Source organism: Peristeroidobacter soli, assembly GCF_004138485.1.
GTDB classification, from domain to species: Bacteria; Pseudomonadota; Gammaproteobacteria; order Steroidobacterales; family Steroidobacteraceae; genus Steroidobacter; species Steroidobacter soli.
On sequence record NZ_RYEV01000011.1, the window covers coordinates 176,172 to 195,662 of the forward strand.

12 protein-coding genes are annotated in these 19,491 nt (G+C 60.0%); 5 read left to right on the plus strand and 7 right to left on the minus strand.

All coding sequences use genetic code 11. The features are described from left to right. Positions 1-29: 29 nt before the first annotated feature. The 4 genes from EKO19_RS36795 to EKO19_RS36810 form a co-directional block, all read right to left on the minus strand. Positions 30-1,499 (minus strand): lyase family protein, encoded by a 1,470-nt coding sequence (locus tag EKO19_RS36795; RefSeq protein WP_175597338.1) that lies wholly within the window; start codon positions 1,497-1,499, stop codon positions 30-32. A 79-nt stretch (positions 1,500-1,578) separates the two neighbouring features. Continuing rightward, complete coding sequence (locus EKO19_RS36800; RefSeq protein ID WP_129782423.1) at positions 1,579-2,874, minus strand: cytochrome c; 1,296 nt, start codon at positions 2,872-2,874, stop codon at positions 1,579-1,581. Between the two features lie 7 nt (positions 2,875-2,881). Next, positions 2,882-3,244: a high-potential iron-sulfur protein gene (locus tag EKO19_RS40125; protein WP_129782424.1), complete on the minus strand. Its 363-nt coding sequence runs from the start codon at positions 3,242-3,244 to the stop codon at positions 2,882-2,884. A 717-nt stretch (positions 3,245-3,961) separates the two neighbouring features. Further along, a complete protein-coding gene (locus EKO19_RS36810; protein WP_175597339.1) occupies positions 3,962-4,810 on the minus strand; it encodes an IclR family transcriptional regulator in 849 nt (282 codons plus the stop codon). 414 nt (positions 4,811-5,224) lie between these two features. Between EKO19_RS36810 and EKO19_RS36815 the strand changes: the two genes are divergently transcribed. Together EKO19_RS36815 and EKO19_RS36820 are read left to right on the plus strand one after the other, a co-directional pair. Beyond that, on the plus strand, positions 5,225-6,343 hold the full coding sequence (locus EKO19_RS36815; protein ID WP_157995622.1) for an ABC transporter substrate-binding protein: 1,119 nt from the start codon (positions 5,225-5,227) through the stop codon (positions 6,341-6,343). A 105-nt stretch (positions 6,344-6,448) separates the two neighbouring features. Beyond that, positions 6,449-9,919 (plus strand): indolepyruvate ferredoxin oxidoreductase family protein, encoded by a 3,471-nt coding sequence (locus tag EKO19_RS36820; RefSeq protein WP_129782427.1) that lies wholly within the window; start codon positions 6,449-6,451, stop codon positions 9,917-9,919. A 29-nt stretch (positions 9,920-9,948) separates the two neighbouring features. Here EKO19_RS36820 and leuB read toward each other — a convergent pair whose 3' ends face one another. After that, the gene (gene leuB, locus EKO19_RS36825; RefSeq protein ID WP_129782428.1) at positions 9,949-11,064 is read right to left on the minus strand and encodes a 3-isopropylmalate dehydrogenase; all 1,116 of its coding nucleotides are present in this window, start codon (positions 11,062-11,064) and stop codon (positions 9,949-9,951) included. A 588-nt stretch (positions 11,065-11,652) separates the two neighbouring features. On the opposite strand from leuB, the gene EKO19_RS36830 reads away from it, so the two are divergent. The 3 genes from EKO19_RS36830 to EKO19_RS36840 all read left to right on the plus strand — a co-directional run bounded on the left by EKO19_RS36830 (position 11,653) and on the right by EKO19_RS36840 (position 16,419). Beyond that, positions 11,653-13,158: an MFS transporter gene (locus tag EKO19_RS36830; protein WP_129782429.1), complete on the plus strand. Its 1,506-nt coding sequence runs from the start codon at positions 11,653-11,655 to the stop codon at positions 13,156-13,158. A 247-nt stretch (positions 13,159-13,405) separates the two neighbouring features. Beyond that, positions 13,406-14,413 (plus strand): isopenicillin N synthase family dioxygenase, encoded by a 1,008-nt coding sequence (locus EKO19_RS36835; RefSeq protein WP_129782430.1) that lies wholly within the window; start codon positions 13,406-13,408, stop codon positions 14,411-14,413. 350 nt (positions 14,414-14,763) lie between these two features. Further along, entirely contained in the window at positions 14,764-16,419 is a 1,656-nt protein-coding gene (locus EKO19_RS36840; protein WP_246039045.1) for a carboxylesterase/lipase family protein, read from the plus strand. Between the two features lie 60 nt (positions 16,420-16,479). Here EKO19_RS36840 and EKO19_RS36845 read toward each other — a convergent pair whose 3' ends face one another. After that, the gene (locus EKO19_RS36845) at positions 16,480-18,039 is read right to left on the minus strand and encodes a carboxylesterase/lipase family protein (RefSeq protein WP_157995623.1); all 1,560 of its coding nucleotides are present in this window, start codon (positions 18,037-18,039) and stop codon (positions 16,480-16,482) included. Positions 18,040-18,257: 218 nt separating this feature from the next. After that, positions 18,258-19,451 carry an FAD-dependent monooxygenase gene (locus EKO19_RS36850; protein WP_129782433.1) on the minus strand — a complete coding sequence of 398 codons (1,194 nt, stop codon included), beginning with the start codon at positions 19,449-19,451 and terminating at the stop codon, positions 18,258-18,260. Between the last annotated feature and the right edge of the window lie 40 nt (positions 19,452-19,491).

The window sequence follows — 19,491 nt, forward strand, 5'->3', positions numbered from 1 at the left end:
CGTTGTGCCTCAGTGGAAGAATGTGGCGCCTAGAGCTTGGAGAATGCGGCGTCGAGACGCGCGTCCGCGGCAGCTAGTTGTTCGTTCTTTTCTCGTAGCCAGCCACGATCGGTTTCCAGCTGCAGGGCGAGTTCGCGAAGCATTGCCGCCACTTCGGCGGGCTGCGGTCCGCCATAGCCGCGGCTCGACATGACCATGTTCTCTGGCCGTAGGACTCGCTTGAACTCGGCTTCGTTGAATGCCGCCCGCAAGCGAGGCAAGTGATATTTCGCAGCCGCGTCGGCGTAGATCCGCTTGAAATCTCCGAAGGCAATCTCCGTGGGGCGCAGTTTGCGATCACGGCCGAACTGCACGACTGCGGCCGCGACATGATGTGCGTCCCGGAACGGCACGTCGGCGAGTCGTTGCAAAGCGTTAGCAAGTTCGGTCGCCACGGCATAGTCGCTGAGAACTTCGTCCAGAGCGCGGGGTTCGTCAAATTGCAACACTGAAAAGATCCTTGCCACGCTTCGCATCATCGCAGCCGTGTCTGTCAATGCCTCGTTCGGGCCGGAAAACATCAGATCGGTGTCTCCCGCGGACGCCTTGTGGGCACCAAACATGTACGACACGCTGCGCCCGAGCACAGTGCTCGCTTGAGCGCGTGTTTCGTTGATCATGGTCGGATTCAACTTCTGCGGCATGATGCTGCTCCCGACTGTCAGTTCTCGCGGCAGCGTGAGCCACGGATGGGTCATCCGATATTGATCCTCGAGATCCGACATGAGCTCGCTGGTCGTCATGGCCATAGCGGAAGTTGCGCCGGTGATGCGCATGCTGGCTTCGAGCGTGGCAAGCTGCACGGCATCGAAGGAATTGCGAATCGGTGCTTCGAAACCCAGCAGATCGGCGAGTCGCTGGCGATTGATGAGGTAGCTCGACGTTCCCAGTGCAGCCGCGCCTAGCGGTGACTGATTGATGTTTAGGTACGTGTCCGCCAGTAAGGTGGCGTGCCGCTCGAAGACGCTCAGATAGCCGGCGATGTAGTGACCCAATGACGTTGGCTGCGCCTGCACGCCCAATGTATAAGCTGGGACGATTGCTTGGGCATGAGCTTCGTCGAAGCGGAGCAGTGTCGCGCGTGCCTCGAGAAGCTCCTGATATGAGTTCAGTATCAGATCGCGCTGCTGGAGTCGCAGGTTGGTCCGGCCGGTGTCGATGGTGCTTCGGCCAGTGTGCAAGCGTGAGACGTCGGGGCCGCCAATCTCCAGCAGACGAGGCTCGATGGATACATAGAGGCCGCTGCGGCGGAAGTTCGGCTCGCGCGACTCCGCGTGTAGTTTCTCAATCGCCGCAGCGATGGTCGCCGCTTGTTTCGGTTCGATGATGTCTTCTTCGAGCAGCATGACGGCCGAGGCGCGGTTCATTCGATCCAGCCACTCGAACGGATCGCGCGCCTCGCGAGCCTGCAGTCGCGGTGCCAGGCCGAGCAGCATTAGCAGGCACGTCGCGGTTCTCATCGAAGATCGAAGCATTGGGGTTTCCTCCGCGACTGCCTGGCCGGACAACTGCCCTCAGGTCTGGGCAGTGTCTCTACCGTCAGCGCTGTCGGCTCACGTCCGCCGGCTCGACGGCGCTGGCCCGGTTGCCCCAATTGTTTCTCACATAGCTGAGTAAGTCTGCGACTTCCTGATCCGACAGCTTGTCGGCGTAGGGTTCCATCGTTTTCCAACGTCGTGCCTGCCATTCCGATGACGGCGCCTCATGGGGCAGCTCGGGGGCATGCAGAGTTGCATTGATCAGCGAGGCAGGATCGGGGGCCAGCACAATGGAGCTGCCTGCCAGTGGCGGCGCAGTCGTGTCCGAGCCCAGTCCTGTCGGCAAATGGCATGTGCCGCAGTGGATGGAGTACAGCAAGTCGCCTTTACGCAGGGTTTCGGCACTGGGTGTTTTGCTCACGCTCTGCTCCCGGGCGGGCAGGGACTTCAAATACACCGCCATGGCGCGCACATCGCTTTGTGACATATGGCGGGTGCTATTGAGGATGACTTCGTTCATCGGCCCAAATACGCCCGCGCGAGCGCTGACGCCGAAGTGCAGGTAAGAGGCTACTTCGTCGACTGACCACGCACCCAATCCGCTCGGTGCAGTTGTGAGATTCGTCGTGGACCATGCGCGAAGCTTGCCTGCGGAAGGATGTGTTTGGCCACCGCCCGTGAGCGCCATTGCGTTGTCTTCAGCGCCGAGAAAGTTTCTCGGAGAATGGCAGGCTCCGCAATGGCCGAGCCCCTGCACTAGATAGGCGCCGCGATTCCATTCGGCAGATTGGCTGGCGTCCTGTTGATAGCTGCCCGTCTCGAAGAAGAGCGCCTTCCATACGCCGAGTAGCCAGCGTTGGTTGAATGGGAATCGCATATCGTTCTCGGGCGGCCGATAGTTGACGGCATCGACTGTCTTGAGGAAGGCCCATAGAGCTGTGGCGTCGGCGTCCGTGATTTTCGTGAAGGCCGTATAGGGAAAGGCGGGGTACAGGTGGCTGCCATCGGCCCGAATGCCTTCGCGCAGCGCGCTGATGAACTGCTCTTCGGTCCAGCCGCCGATGCCTGTCTTGGCATCGGACGTGATGTTCGTCGAATAGATCGTACCGAAGTCGGTGTGAAACGCGACTCCGCCGGAAAACGGGGCGCCGCCATTTCGCGTGTGACAACTGGTGCAGTTGCCGGCTGTGGCGAGATAGCGGCCGCGCTCCACTGGATCCGCAGCTTGATCGACATCGGCGATCGCGGTGGTCGCGGCCAAGCTCAGCAGGTTGGTTACGATCGCCAACCAGCCAAGAGCATATTGTTTGAAATGACGCGTGCGCAGCGGCTGTGCCGAATGGTAGGGGGCCGTCATGTCTCTATCAGCCAGCGGCGGTGTTCGGAGTTGCGGCACGCGCTGTCCAGGATCTGCAATAGCCCCCCGGATTGACCGGGCCTCCATTGAACATGTCACATTTGCCGCAGGCCTCGCCTGAGGCGGGGGCGTGAAAGAAGGCGCATCCGGCACAGACGCTTTGCGGGTTGCTGGATTGCTCGACGTAGCCCACGGCTTTTCGAGTGGAGAGCTCGGTAGGACCGAGTTTGGACGGGTCGGCGCAAGCCTGCGTGGCGCCAGTGGTTTTGGAGCCGCCGCCGCAGGCGCTCAACGTCGCTGCCACTGCTACACCGGCGGACAAGTGCAGTCCGCGTTCCAACAAAGCTCGTCGAGTGATGCGCCAGTTCATGAAGTCACCTGTGTCATGTCAAACCCCGATGAAGTGCCAGGCAGCTAGTGGTCGGCGCGGCCGCAGGCGCCCACCCTGTCCTGGCTGATTGTTGTTCCGGAAACGCTTCCCGCTGCTGTGAGCGCGAGAGCGTGGGCTGCGCTGCATTCACAGTGCCCCTTCGCGAAGCAACGATCCGCAGCATTCGAGGCGTGTGAGGCGCGCCGGCAATGGCCTGGAGCGCTCCTATCGATCTGCGCTTCGCCGTCACGTCGATGTCGTGGGAATTTCCCCAAAGTAGATCGATGCTTGTGCGGTTATGAGAATGTCATTCCCATCTTGGTGAGTCAAGTTACACACCGTTCATTTGTGGGGTGGCATTCTGATATGAGCACGTAAGATCGCGACCGAGGCTGAGGCTGCCCGCGCCGATGCCCTGAGCGATCGGCCCGCCGAAGGCGCACATTGATGTACGTGGCTTCAGCTGGTTACTAGATCAATCGGCGCGGCAGCGAAGGTCTTGATGCTGTCGCCAGCATTGCGACGTTGCGCCGATGCCAGAGTTGGCGGCGTTGGAAGAACGCTTACTGGGGCATGCTCGCATGCTATGCGAGGGAGCTACGCCGATCCGCGCACTCGGGAGCGGTGCTGGTCGTGAGTCGGCGCTATCGTTTGAGGGCGGGGCAGTCGGAGGCCTGTTGAGGCCTCCGAGATGGGAGTGGGCGTCGCCCGCGCCCTTTATTCTTCCTCTATATGCCCGAGGATGCGTGAAATTTCCTTGGCTCCGCTCTTCACCAATTTCGACATCATGGCTGCGTTCTGCTGGCCGCGGATGACCGGCGCGCCAATGGATAGCGCGGCAACGACTTCGCCGCCGCGTCCGAAGACCGGCGAGCCGAAGCCCATCACGCCCTCGCTGACATCTTCGTTGGTCGTCGTGAGGTAGGACTTGCGCGCGTCTTGAATCAAGCCTTCCAGCTCACTGCGAGTCATTTTCTTTTTCTTCGGGTTGATCGGCTCGAGCTTGGTCTTGGCGAGATAATCCTTGCGGAACTCGTCGCTTTGAAATGCAAGCAGCACGCGACCACCGGCAGAGCTGTAGAGCGGGCGGCGCTCGCCGACGTTGGCGATGAAGCGGATTGCACGTGTGCTTTCTGCTTTGTCGATATACACGGCATAGGCTGCATCCGACGACAGCTCGGCCAGAAGAATGGTTTCGCCGCTTTGCTCCGCGAGCTTTTGCAGCACCGGCCGGGCGAGTTGACCAAGCTTGCGCTGACCGATGATGACCGAACCGAGGGCGAATGCCTCGGGCCCGAGGGCGTAGCCGGCCTCCCGCTGCACCACATACCCGGCTTCAACGAGGGTACGCAACAGGGCAAGCAAGCTCGTTTTAGGTGTCCGAATCGCCAGACTGAGCTGTGCGAGGCTCGAACTCTCTTCCGACATTGCAAGTACGCGAAGCACATTCAGCAATCGGGTCACCGAACGGGGACCGCTGCGTCGGACCTTTTCAACGCCGCGCCCGCGTTTGGCGGGACGCTGCCCTTCGGGCGCACTGACGACATTCAAGCGTGCGCTGCTCATCGAACCACTCCGCTTAGTTCCATCATTAGTAGTTCCGTCCTCTGGCGGTTGAGTTGCCTGAGATCTCATAAATCTGGACCGATTAGCCAGTTTACACGAATTTCCGGAGTTACAAGGTCGCAACCGTTGACGACTGACTGACGGTTGGCATAGCCGACTGAGGCCAGGAGGCCGCCGACGATGGGGTGTAAACCGGTCGCGCCCCCTCGCCGACCTCTAATCAAGAAAAGAATATCATTCCCATAGGCGCACACGCTACAATTGTTCGATCTAAATCGCGACTTTTCCCACCCGCTCATGCCGGTGCGAAGTCGCAATGTCGGTGGAGTGCTCGCTCGGCCTGAGTGCGTCATCGCTGACCGCTCAACGGTACGGACTTTCCGTCTTCGCGCAACACCACTGTCGCTGACCCATGTGCAAGACGAGGAACCGCAGACCGTGCGAGCCGCATTACAAAGAGTTCTGACCCTCGGTCTTGGAATGGCCGTACTAGCGTCGGCTGCCGCGCACGCCGACGCCAAGAAGCTTACCGACATCGTGATCGGCCTGCCCAGCAGCGCCAGTCTGAATTATTCGATGTTCACGGCGGCGATGGAGTTGGGCTACTTCGAGCAGGAAGGCCTTTCGGTTCGTCTCCAAGAGCTGCAGGGAGGGGCGGTGGTGATGTCGCAAGTCGTCACCAAGTCCATCCCGATCGGCACCGGGACGGCAGATCCCCTGATGATCGCCAATCAACCCGGCAGAAGCCGACTGCCGCTCAAGTTTTTCTACAATCAGACACGCGAGTACAACTGGGAGTTCGTGGTTCCGGAAAGCAGTCCGATTCGAGCCATTGCCGATCTGAAAGGGAGAAGAATCGGCGTAGGGGCACTGACCAACTCGCACATGCCTGTGTCGCGAATGATCCTGAAGGATAGCGGCTTACAACTGAACCGGGACTATCGATTCATCGCGATCGGCTCCGCCGGCCCCGCGTTCAGTGCGTTGCTGAACGGTCAAGTCGACGCCTACATCACGTTCACAACCAACATTGCCCGGTTCGAAAGCTCGCCAGAGGGGCGCCAGCTCCGCTCGCTGCCCATCGGCGACAGGTTCAAAGGATTATTTCAGAACGGATTCTTCGCTCATGAAGACGTGATCAAGAACACTCCGCAGCTGCTGATCGGCTTTGGTCGCGCATCCGCCAAGGCAACCATCTTCTGCCAGCAGGCGATGGAGTTCTGTCTGCAGAGTTACTGGAGACATTTCCCGAACCTGAAACCTCGCGACAGTGACGCGCAGAGTGAGCACCGTCTGGTGGAGTCCCTCAAAGCACCCTGGAATGCCTACTTTGCGTTTCCACAGGGGCAGGTGCGTCGCTTTGGGGAATATCCGCAGGCGGGCTGGCAGGCACTGATGGAGATTCTGTTCGCGGGCGGTGAGATCGCTTCGAAATACGATCCGGCCACGTTATACACGAACGAACTGGTCGCACGAATCAACGATTTTGATGCCGCGGCGATTGAGAAGCAGGCGCTGAGCTACCGCAAATAAGCTTCGACCGGCGCGGCTGGGGCGGTTGTTGACCGCTTTACTTGCTTCCACTACAGTCGGAAATGCGAATATCGTGCGTATTCGTGTTCCTGTGCTGCTGGTGACATGACATTGCCATCCGTTTCGATCGACGACAAATACCGCCTCGATGCTCGACGCATCTACTTATCCGGCACGCAGGCGCTGGTGCGTCTACCTTTGCTACAGCGAGCACGCGACCGTGCGCAGGGCCTGAACACAGCAGGGTTTATCTCGGGCTATCGCGGGTCGCCGCTGGGAATGTATGACCAGGCTCTGTGGCGTGCGCAGAAATTCTTGAGGGAGAACGACATCAGTTTCGTGCCGGGCCTCAACGAAGACCTGGCAGCCACATCGGTCTGGGGAACCCAGCAAGTGGGATTATCGCCAGGCGCCAAAGTGCAAGGCGTATTCGCCATTTGGTATGGAAAGGGACCGGGCGTGGATCGATCGCTCGATGCACTCAAGCATGCCAATGCCGCCGGAACCTCACCCTACGGAGGCGTCATCGCCATCGCGGGCGACGATCATGGCGCCCAATCTTCTACACTGCCCCATCAGAGCGAACAGGTGTTCGCCGCGGCATCGATGCCCGTCGTCAACCCGGCGACATTGCAGGAATACCTCGACTACGGTCTGTATGGATTTGCGTTGTCGCGCTATTCCGGTTGCTGGGTGGGATTCAAGGCAACCGCCGAGATCGTGGAGAGCTCGGCCTCCATTGTCAGCGATCCCGAGCGCATCGACATCGTTATCCCCGGTGACTTCGAGCGGCCAGTGGGGGGACTGGGTATCCGCTGGCCCGATCCGCCGCTCGAGAAAGAGCGACGGTTGCATGGGCCGAAGATGGATGCCGTCGCCGCCTTCGCGCGCGCCAACGATCTGGACCGCGTCGTGCTCGGGGGGAGCTCTGCCTGGCTCGGCATTGTGACGACGGGCAAAGCCTACCTCGATGTGTGTCAGGCGCTGTCCGATCTGGGTATCGACCACCAGCGGGCGTGTGAGCTCGGATTGCGGGTCTATAAGATCGGGCTGGTCTGGCCGATCGAACAGACCAAGGCGCTGCGCTTCGCGGACGGTCTGCAAGAGATCCTGGTTGTCGAGGAAAAAGGAGATTTTCTGGAAGCGCAGCTCACGCGTCTGCTCTATAACCTCAGCGCGAGTCGCCGCCCCGCGATTGTCGGCAAGCGCGACGAAACTGGCGCAAGGTTACTGCCCAGCGAAGGCGAGTTGACGCGTACGATGATTGCGGTCGCTGTGGTAGCTCGCCTGCATAAGCTGGAGCATCGCGACGCGCAGTTGGAGAATCGGCTTGCACGACTAAAGACATTCGAGCAGGCGCTACCATCGGCTGGCGCAGGTGCGCAGCGCACGCCGTTTTTCTGCTCCGGTTGTCCCCACAACAGCTCGACGAAGGTGCCCGAGGGCAGCCGGGCGATGGCTGGGATCGGTTGCCATGGGATGGCGGTATATGTGCCGAGCCGGCGCACGACAATGATGTCGCACATGGGTGGGGAAGGTGCGAGCTGGATCGGCGAAGCTCCGTTCACGAGCGAGCCTCACATATTTCAGAATCTCGGCGACGGTACGTACGCTCATTCCGGCATCCTGGCGCTGCGCGCCGCGGCGGCGGCCGGCGTCAACATTACCTACAAAATTCTCTATAACGATGCCGTTGCGATGACTGGCGGTCAGCCCGTGGAGGGGCAGCTCACGCTGGTGCAGATTGCACATCAGGTTGCGGCGGAAGGTGCGAAGCGCATCGCCATCGTCAGCGATGAGCCTGATAAATATCCAGCGACGAGCGCTTTCCCGACGCTCACCACCATTCATCATCGCCGCGATCTCGATGCCGTTCAGCGCGAGCTGCGCGAGATCAAGGGGTTGACGGTACTGATCTATGATCAGACCTGCGCGGCTGAAAAACGTCGGCGCCGCAAGCGCGGGTTGCATCCGGATCCGGCTCGACGCGTCATCATCAATGAAGCGGTCTGCGAGGGATGCGGCGATTGCTCCGTTGCGTCGAACTGCATTTCGGTCCAGCCCGTGGAGACCGAGTTTGGTCGCAAGCGCCGTATCGATCAGTCTCAATGCAATAAGGATTTCGCCTGCGTCGAGGGTTTCTGTCCCAGCTTCGTGACTGTTCATGGTGGCAAGCCCAGGCGCGCCGCGAGTTCGGTCAATGCGATCGCTGCGGACTCGGTAGACGATCTGCCGCTTCCGCGAGCGACGATGTCGGCCGACAGGTACAACATTCTTGTCACCGGAATCGGCGGGACCGGCGTCATTACCGTCGGTGCGCTGATCGCGATGGCTGCGCACTTGGAAGGTAAGGGTTGCTCAGTGCTCGATGTCACCGGGTTGGCGCAGAAAAATGGCGCGGTCACCAGTCATATTCGCATCGCAGCCCGGCCGGATGACATCACCGCAGCACGCATTCCCACCGGCGGCGCCGATCTGATTCTTGGCTGCGACATCGTCGTCTCCGCGAGTCCGGCGGCCGTGGCCAGAATCAACCGCGGGCATACCGTGGCCATCATCAATACAGATACCCAGCCCACCGCAAGCTTGGTGATGAATCCGGATGGCGAGCTCGATATCGGTGCCAAGCGGGAGATCCTGCGTGGTGCGATCGGGGACACCAAGCTGGACTTCATCGCTGCAACCAGCATCGCAACGGCGTTGCTGGGGGACGCCATTGCGGCCAATACCTTCCTGCTGGGCTTCGCTTATCAAAAAGGAGGCATTCCGCTCGCTGCCGAGTCGCTCCTGCGTGCCATCGAGCTCAACGAAGTGAGCGTCGCTGCAAACAAGCAGGCCTTCGCATGGGGACGATTGGCGGCACATGATGTGACGAAAGTCGGGGAAGTCGTCAGATCGCGCCTGCCGGTGGAGCGATGGCAGCCGAAGACGCTGGACGAATTGATTGCTCGACGGGCCGAGTTTCTCACCAGCTACCAGAACGACGCTTGGGCTGATCGCTACCGTCGCGTTGTCGCAGCGGTGCGGGAAGCTGAGCAACGAGCGGCGCCGGGGCAGGAGTCACTGGCAGCAGCGGTTGCGCACAACTTGTTCAAGTTGATGGCATATAAAGATGAGTACGAGGTGGCGCGTCTGCATTCCAGTGCAGCCTTTCGGGAGGCCATCGCCAGACAATTCGACGGTGATGTGCGCCTGAGCTTTCATCTCGCCGCGCCAATGCTGGCTGGCATCGATAAGGTAACCGGCCATCCTCGTAAGCGCGAATACGGCGCTTGGATGATGAGTGCGTTTCGCGTGCTTGCGAAGCTCCGGTTTCTTCGCGGCACCGTGCTGGATCCCTTTGGCCGAAGCGAAGAGCGACGTGCCGAACGCCGGCTCATAGATGAGTACGAGCAGCGCCTGCTGACACGGACCGCGAAATTTTCTGCTGCGCAGCTGCCGATCCTCGTGCAGCTCGCGAAGCTCCCCGAGATGATCCGAGGTTATGGGCACGTGAAAGCCAAGGCCATGCAGCGGGCCGCCACGGAACTCGTACGGCTGGAGCGGGAGCTCGAGCAGCCCGAGTCAGCATCCTAGTCCGGACGTGACTTTGCGGGCGGGCTCTGCTAATCCAGCAGGCGCTCGAGCTCGGACAGCACGGCGGCGCCCATGTCCGTCGTGGACAGGCTTTCGCCGCCCATGGCGATATCTCGCGTGCGCGCGCCTGCCGCTAGGGCGTTGGCAATCGCTTGTTCCAAGAGGTCAGCATCGTGGCGGCGGCCTAGTGAGAAACGCAGTAGCATTGCCACGCTGTAGATCGAGCCGAGCGGATTGGCGATAGATTGCCCCGCAATGTCAGGCGCGCTGCCGTGAACGGGTTCGTACAACGCGGCACGCCGGCCATCTTCGCGTAATGGCCCGAGCGACGCGGACGGCAGCATGCCCAGCGAGCCCGTTACCATCGCGGCACAATCGGAAAGAATGTCGCCGAATAGATTGTCTGTGAGAATGACGTCGAATTGCTTCGGGGCGCGGACCAGTTGCATTGCGCAGTTGTCGGCCAACATGTGGTTCAGTTCGATATCGGGATACTCACTATCGCGAACAGCCTGGACCTCCTCTCTCCAAAGCCTCCCGGCCTCCATGACATTTTCCTTCGCGACGGAGCACACGCGGCTGTTGCGCGTGCGTGCCAGGTCGAAGGCGGCGCGTGTCACTTTTCGAATCTGAGTGCTGGTGTATTGATGGGTATTCGTACCGAGTCGTTCGCCATTCGCCAGCACTTCGATACCGCGTGGCTGGCCGAAATAGATGCCGCCGACGAGTTCACGAACGATCACCAAGTCCACGCCGTCGATGACTCGGGCCTTGAGGGAGGACGTCTCGTGCAGCTCGGGTACGGGCTTGATGGGGCGCAGATTGGCGAATAGATCCAGCTCCCGACGCACAGCGAGCAGATTGCCGGCTTTGCGAGCGGCCGCGGGGATGGCGTCGAACTCCGGACCGCCGGTCGCGCCGAACAGAATCGCGTCTGCGTCGCGCATGGCCGCAAAGGCAGCCTCCGTCAATACCTTGCCGTGTCGGTTATATGCACTCGCTCCATACTCCACATCCACCAGCTCGAAGGGCAGGGCGCGCTTGTCGATGATCCGAGCGAGGATACGGCGCCCTTCCGCGGTGACCTCTGGGCCTACGCCGTCCCCACCGGCGATCACGATCGTGCGTCGGCCAGCGACAGTCATGTCGGCACCCATGACTGGAAGTCCGATGAGGTGCACGCTGGCGCACGCTGACAGGTGAGGTGATTCATTGTCGTCGTCCGCAAATCCAGCTCAACGCTGGTGCGCATTTAAGCACAAAGGTCTCAAAAGCGACATGGCCGGGGTTGCCCAATCAAACATAAATTTCCCAAGATCCGCAAATTCTCGCGCCGACTGGAGTCGCGACAGCCGAATGGCGCTCACCGGCCTTGATTGCCCGACCGCTTTGGGTCTAGGATCGAATATGTGAACGAAGTACGCATTTAAGCGAACTCGATATCCGGACACCGATCTACGAATCGGAACAGGTGGGTGGAGGCATGAAGAGCGAAATGTCCGGGCGTGGTTCGACGCTGCCATGCGTCGCTGACAACATCTCCGAGACCAGCGACAACGACGCCGCTTCTCTGTTTTTTTCCCGATCGTGCCGTCGTTCGACCGACCGCCGGCGACTCTGGCGCCGGAGCTTCGTTTAGGCGCGATCGTTTTATCGTCGGCGGCCGCCTCGCGGTGTCGATATCGTCCATAGCGAACCTCCGTCACACCTGGCGGGGAGGGGAGAGAAGTCGAATGACTCCAGACAGGAACGAGTTGTCCAGCATCAAGACCAAGGTGGTCTACGGCCTGGGCTCGGTCGCCTTCGGCATCAAGGACAATGGCTTCAACATCATCCTGCTGCTCTTCTATAACCAGGTGATCGGATTGCCGGCCTATCTGGTGAGCGGGGCCATCGCGATGGTACTGGTGGTGGAGGGCATTCTCGATCCGATCATCGGGCAGGTATCCGATAACTTCCGCTCCAGATGGGGACGGCGACATCCCTTCATGTACGCATCGGCGCTTCCTGTCGCGCTGTCATATCTGATGCTTTGGAATCCTCCGGAGATGTCACAGTCCGCGACTCTGGCATACCTCGTTTGTGTTGCTCTCGTGGTACGAACGTTCATCAGCTTCTACGAGATTCCGAGCGCGGCCTTGGTGCCCGAGCTCACGGACGATTACGACAAGAGAACCTCGTTCCTCGCATTCCGTAGCTGCTTTGCCTGGTATGGCGGGCTCACGATGTCGTTCCTGTCGTTCCGCGTGTTCCTCGTCCCGGACGCAGAGCACCCCGTCGGACAGCTCAACGAGGCGGGCTATCACCTCTATGGCATGACTGCTGCGGCCATCATGTTCGTCGTCATCATGGTGTCGGCGCTCGGGACTCACAAGTTCATTCCCTTGTTCCGGCAGCCAGTGAAGCGTGAGCTGACATTGAAGCAGTACGGCGACGAGTTGCTGACGACGTTGAAGAACCGGAGCTTCCTGATCGTCATGGCAAGCTCGATGCTTGCTTACATATCCATGGGTTTGACCCACGGCCTGTGGGTGTACTTCATGAGCTACTTCTGGGAGCTCAGTAACGTCGGAATGTCGATGATGACGCTCTCATGGTTCGTGGCTGTGTTCGCGGCCTTCTTCCTTGCACCCAGAGTGTCGCACTGGATCGGCAAGAGAAACGGAGTCATGGTGCTATATCCGCTGGGATTTGCGATTACCACGCTGCCGCTGGTCTTGCGCCTCGTCGGGCTGTTTCCCGACAATGGGTCGGATGCAATGTTGCCGCTATTGCTGATATTCACTGGTGCCGGCGCAATCCTGACCAGCGCGAGCTGGATTCTCACGCCGTCGATGCTCGCCGACGTGGTCGAGGAGAGCGAGCTGAAGACGGGGCGGCGCTCGGAAGGGGTTTTCTTTGCCGGTTCGGCCTTCTTGCAGAAGTCGATGTCGGGCATGGGTGTCTTCGTCTCCGGATTGATTCTGACGTTGGTGGGGTTTCCTCAAGGGGCGAAGCCGGGTCTGGTCGACCCCGAGGTCCTGCGCAATCTGACGCTCGTCTTCGTGATCCTGGTGTCGCTGTTACATTTGGGAGCCGTTCTGATCATCCGCTCCTACAAGATCACTCGCGCAAGTCATGCTGAGAATGTGCGTCGCTTGGCGGCGAGAGCGGCATTAACCGGCGGACGAAATGCGGCCGCGGGCGATGAGAATGCACCCGCTGCCGCTCCAGCGAATACCCGCGTCGAACCTACATAAGGTCGCTTCGAGACTCACGTCAAAGAAACATTCGATAGCATTTCAAGCGCGGCGCGATGGGAACATCGCGTCGCGTTTTTTTTCCACGAAATGTTTGGAAAGACGCTGCGGCTGTAAACCAGGATCCCAAAAAAATGTGTTCCGGCACTTCGAACCCTATTTCCACTATGAGAACGTAGTGCTAAATTCCGAATCAGCCTCCAGACGTTGAGGCATCTGACAATCGCTGCATCCAGCAGGAGCGCTTATGGCACTTACCCAGACTCGTGATCCGCGCGGCCAGATACTCGATGACGATGCGAGCATCGCGCTGATCGACAACCCCGATTCCACCGAGGAAATCCCGACGCTCGATTTCGGGCCCTATCTGGACGGGCGCCCGGGCGGTCGCGAGGCAGTCGCTGCCCACCTGCGTGAAATCACGATGACGGTCGGCTTCTTCTACTTGAAGAATCATGGGATTCCGCAAAGCCTCATCGATGCGGTCTTCGCCGAGTCCAAACGCTTCCACGCCATTCCGCTGGAAAAGAAAGCCGAGCTGTCGTTCGTCGATACCGACGGGTTCAAGTCGGGCTACATCGGCTTTGCGACGGAGAAGCGCAAGGTCAATGTCAATATCGTCGCGGACACAAAACCGAACATCTACGAGCAGATCACCGTGCAGCGCGAGGGCGCGGGCAATATCAATCGTTGGCCTGAGCTGCCGGGCTTCAAGGAAACGGTGAACGAGTATCACCGCGCGATCGAGAAGTTGGCTCGATCGTTCCTGCCGCTGTGGTCGACATCCCTGAAGTTGCCGCTCGACTTCTTCGATCGCTGGTTCGTGAATCCGCACCTGCAGCTGTCTCTGCTGCACTATCCGCCACAGAAGGAAGTTGGCAATCGACAGTACGGAATTGCGCCTCACACCGACAACGCGATGATGACGTTCCTGGCGCAAGAGAACATTCCGGGTCTCGCCGTGCGAATGCCGTCCGGACGATGGCGGGCGGTCGATATCGTCCCCGGTACGCTATTGGTCAATACGGGTAACGCGTTGGTGCGATGGACCAATGAACTGTACCTGTCGACCAAGCACCGTGTGATCAATACCAGCAATGTGGATCGCTACTCGATCCCGGTCTTCTTCGGCCCTCAGGACGATACCGTGCTCGAAGTGCTGCCGCCCTGCAAGAGCGAGGATCAGCCGTCGCTGTACGAACCTGTAACTTACGGCGATCTGCGTCGTTGGTACTACAACAAGCCAAAGACCTGACCGCGTTGGAATAACAAGTTTTCGAGTGGGGAAGCGGATGCGAGTGGCTGTGGGGAGCTTCGGGCGAATCCTGGACCTGGCAGGGTTCTGGGCAGGCTCGAAGCTCTTCGCCCACGTCTGCCCGTGTCGCTCGCGTGCAAGCAGGTCTCCGATCGTGACGACTGAGCCTGGCCGCTCTATCTGATGGTTTGCAGGAGCTTCAGTCCAAACACGGAACGTCATCGTATGTTCGAGATGTGAGAGCGCAGTCGAAGTCCGAATCGGTTGTATGCCAGTGCCCGAGGCACTTCCCCTTGACCACTAAGAGTCGCTTAAGACGAGGGAGGACATCTATGCTTACATCACGCACCATGTTGCCGATAGCCGATAGAGCCCGGAGTTGGTCGAAACTATTCGTCCGACTGTCCGCTTCGCTCGGTGTGTTGCTCGCGGTAACGGCCACGCAAATTTCCACTAGCGATGCAAAACCCGGCGGCCGGGACATCGAGAAGGATCGCTGGCACGGGCATTCCCCGCCACTGGTACAGGTCGAGTCGGGTGTAATCAAAGGTGTCAACGACGGTGACACCCTCCGATTCCTGGGAATCCCGTACGCCAAACCACCGGTTGGAGAATTGCGCTGGGCGAATCCAGTCAAGCCAGATCGTTGGAATGGCGTGAGAGATGCCACTCACTACGCGAGCTTTTGTCCTCAGGTAAAAGAGCTCGGCGACTTCGCCGCGCCCAGTACGGATGAGGATTGTCTCTATCTCAATGTGTTTGCACCCAAGCATGCGCGTAAGCGCCCGGTCATGGTCTGGCTCCATGGCGGCGGGTCCGTCGGTCACAGCAACGGGCACGACGGTAGCGCGCTCGCGAGCGAGCAGGATGTTGTCGTCGTCACGCTCAATTTCCGTCTCGGGGCGTTGGGGGATCTGGTTCATCCTGCGCTGGATGGCGAAGGTGCCACGACTCTCTATGAGCTGCGCGATCAGCAATTCGCTCTGAAGTGGGTCAAGAAGAACATCGAGAATTTCGGCGGCGATCCGAATAACGTGACGCTGTTCGGCGAGTCCACCGGCGGTGCCGCGGTTCAGTTGCAAGTGATTTCGCCGACCGCAAAGGGACTGTTCCACAAGGCGATCTTCCAAAGCGGGCCGTCGCGTTACTTCAATCGCGCCGTGCCCTTGGCTGAGGCTCGGACGCGCGGCCAGGCATTCGCAACAGCGGTGGGATGTCCTGATCAGACGGCCGAATGCCTGCGAAGCGTGCCGGTGAGTGCGATCCTGGAAGCGCAGGGTTACTTCGCGACCACCTGTTGCTCGACGTTCCCGATCGTCGATGGCCACGTGCTCACCTCGTCTGTATACGATGCCATCAGGTCGGGTCAGTTCAACAAGGTGCCGTTCCTCGATGTCACCAACCGGGACGAGTATCGGTGGTTCGTCGCCTTCACCGAGATCAGCACGGGTCATGCCCTGACGCCCGAGGAGTATCCAGCGCGACTTGCGTCATCGTTTGGCGCCAATGCCGGTGCCGTCGGTGCTGCCTATCCGCTGAGCGATTTCGACTCGCCGAGTGGCGCGCTAGGCGCGGCGCAGGGCGATAGGGCGTATCCATGCCAGGTGCGCAATTTCGACATCGATGCGTCCAAGTTCGTACGTGTGTATGCGGCCGAGTTCAACGACCCGACATCACCGGAGAATGTTTTTCCGGCCGTGTCTTTCCCATACCTTGCCTCTCACACTCATGAGATTCCTTACATCTTCCCGCTGTGGAACGGCGCCTCGCCGAACCCAGCGCTACCGCTGAATCGCCAGCAAGAGAAGTTGGCGAGGGAGATGCGCAAGCTCTGGGCCACATTCGCGGAGAAGGGGGCATTACCATCGAATCTGCCGCCGCTCACCCGAGCCAAGCAGCGCGTCATCTCGTTGGAGATCCCGCGCGTTCGAGTGATCTCGGATTTCAGCGAGACTCATCGGTGCGAGCTGTGGAATTCGATTCGTAGCTGGACGCCGGTGGAGTAGTTCAGAATGGCGGCCGGCGCACGCTTCGACTGGGAGCGTGCGCCGGGCTTGCGAGCAGGCTCATCGAACCGGCGCCCAGTTTCGGATGGCGTTCCAAAGCTCGCAATGGTGCGCCTTGCTGAAGTCGTCGATGACCCGGATGCCGTCGAGCTGCAACGAGATCACCGATTCGTTGTTTTCGGTTAGGGGCGGCAGATCATCCAGACTTCCCTTGCGGGCGAAACCGGCCCAGATACGGCGCATGTTCATCGCCAGCTTCTCCTGTTGGCGATTCAGCGGCGGCGCCGCGTCAGCCGCGCCGCCACTCCATCCGGGAAAAATGTAGGGGATCTCGTGAGTGTGTGCTGCGAGATAGGGAAAGGAGACATTTGGAAGTGAAATTTCCGGAGACGTGGGGTCATTGAACTCGGCCGCATAGACCCGTACGTATCTTGATGCGTCGATGTCGAAGTTTCGGACCTGGCAGGCGTATCCCTGATCTCCCTGAGCAGCCGCCAATGCTCCACTGGGTGAGTCGAAATCGCTCAGTGGATAGGTGCGCTCAACGGCAGCGGCATGGGCGCCGAAAGATGCTTGCAGCCGCAATGGGTACTCATCAGGTTCGAGCCGACGTCCGGTGTCGAGCTCGGTATGTGCCACAAACCATCGATGTTCGTCTCGATTGGTCACATCGAGAATCGGCACCCGATTGAACTGACCCGATCTGATGGCATCGTAAGCCGTCAAGGTCAGTATGTGACCGTCATTGATCGGCGGCGCGTAACAGCAGGCGCCTGCAAACGGGCCCTGTGCCGCCAGGATGACATCTACCGGCACGTTTCGCAGGCAAGCAGCCGATTGGTCGGGGCAGCCGATGGTCTGCGCGAAAGACATTCCGCGCTCTCGAGCTTCTGCCAACGGTACCAGTCGATCGAAATAGCGCGATGGACCACTTTGGAAGATGGCTCTATGGAACAGTCCCTTCGCAGCCGGGGAGATCATATGCATCTGGATGGCGACGCCTCCCATGGATTCGCCAAAGAGGGTGACGTTGTTCGGATCGCCGCCGAAGTGCCCGATGTTCTGCTTCACCCATGTCAACGCGAACTGTTGATCGCGGAGCCTGTAGAGCGTCGTTGATCCGCCGCCGTCCAGGGCTGGATGCACCAAGCCTCCGAGCGCGCCCAGGCGGAAGTTGACGGTCACGACAATGACATTCTGCTCACTTGCCAAGGCGCTGCCGTCATAGCCGTTGCTGTGTCCGACCGCGGTTGCCCCGTGAAACCAGACCATCACCGGCAATTGCTGTCCCTTCCTTGGGGCGAACACATTCAAATAGAGGCAGTCTTCGTTGCCGCCGTTGGCTGCAAAATTACCTAGCACTTTCTCTTGCGGGCAGAAGTTGCCGTAACTGGTGGCGTCTCTCACGCCCGTCCAGCGATCTGCTGCGACCGGATTCGCCCAGCGCAGTTTTCCGACGGGCGGCTTGGCGTAGGGAATCCCTAAATACTTTACGGCCCCATCCGTGAGCATCCCTTCGACGAGCCCTGTCTGCGTCTTGGCTATCCGATGCGTACTCGATGCCTGATCGTTCGGGAGCGCCTCGGGGCAAACCGACTGAGCAATGAGCAATGCTGCCATCAAGGATGACCGAGGTCCCGGGCATCGCAGAGGTGTCGTGGGGGAAGCCGACAGCATCGAATTGTGCATAGACGGGCCTTTCAACGGCGCCCGAGCAAGCATGCGAGATCGGTCGCGGACGCTAAAAAAGCAGGACAGGCCGGGGGGCAACCCATCCTGTTGGGAAAGCTCAAATCGATGGCTGCGGAAGACTTGCGCGCGCGCCCGCGCGGGCAGGTCTAGACGGCTACCGAGGTAGCGTCGTAGCTGTACAGCCAATCGCGCAGGTCGAGTTGTCTCGCCGACTCTGTGTCGATGTACTTGCTCGCTTTTTCCGGGTCCGCGAGATCGGGATGGTGCAGGCGGTGCTGATTCGCGCCCGAGGCCTCCACGATTTCGGTGGTCCGCGGTATGCGCAGCTCTGCATAACGCTTCAATGCGGCTTGCACTTGATCCCCATGCTGCTGCAGACAGCGGGCCAGCACGTAGCCATCCTCGATGGCCATATTGGCGCCGAAGCCGAGATAGGGCAGCGTCGGATGACACGCATCTCCCAACAAGGTCACACGACCGACTGACCACTCCTTCATGGGCGGACGGAGGAATAGCGCCCACTTGTAAGGCGTGTCGATGTTGCGAATCAGGGTCTGGATCTGCTCGTGCCAACCGGCGAAGTCGGCGCTGATTTCTGCCAGGCTGCCTTTCTCGATCCACGACTCCACCTGCCAGTCGTTGCGCTCGATGTGTCCCACGATATTGATGAGCTGACCACGGCGGATCGGGTAGCAGACGAAGTGACCGTTAGGAGCCATCCAGTTCTGTGTGCCGCGCAGCCGGTCCTTTTCGGGGAGGCAGTCCATCGGAACGATGCCTCGCCACGAGATGCAGCCGGTAAATTTCGCCGGCGTTTCACCGAACATCTGCCGGCGAACTCGTGAGTGCAGGCCGTCGGCACCGATCAGCGCATCGCCGGAGAACGTTCTGCCGTCTTCGAGAATGACCGTAGCGGAGCGCTCGGACTGTTCGAAGCCGCGGACTCGCGCATTGAGGTGAATGGCGTCGGGCTTCTTGCTCCGAACGGCTTTGACCAGGATATCGTGCAGGTCGGCCCTGTGGATGTAGATGTTCGCGAAGCCGTAGCGTTCGACCAGATAAGAAGTTAACGTCGGCGTGGAGGCCCGATATCCCGTGTTCCACACCAGCATTTCCCGCCCTTGAGGCAGGACCCAGACAGACTCGATCTGTTCTTTCAGGCCCAGTGCGAACAGCACCCGCAGCCCGGTGGGGCTGATCTGTACGCCGGCGCCGACCTCGCCCAACTGCGCGGTCTGTTCGAAGACTTCGACGTCCAGCCCCTTGTCGAGACAGGCCAATGCCGCCGTCAGCCCACCGATGCCTGCGCCAGCGATCAGAACGCGCTTCTTGACTCCCATGCCCCACACCAGCTGAAAAATTGTGTTGCAAGCATCCGCG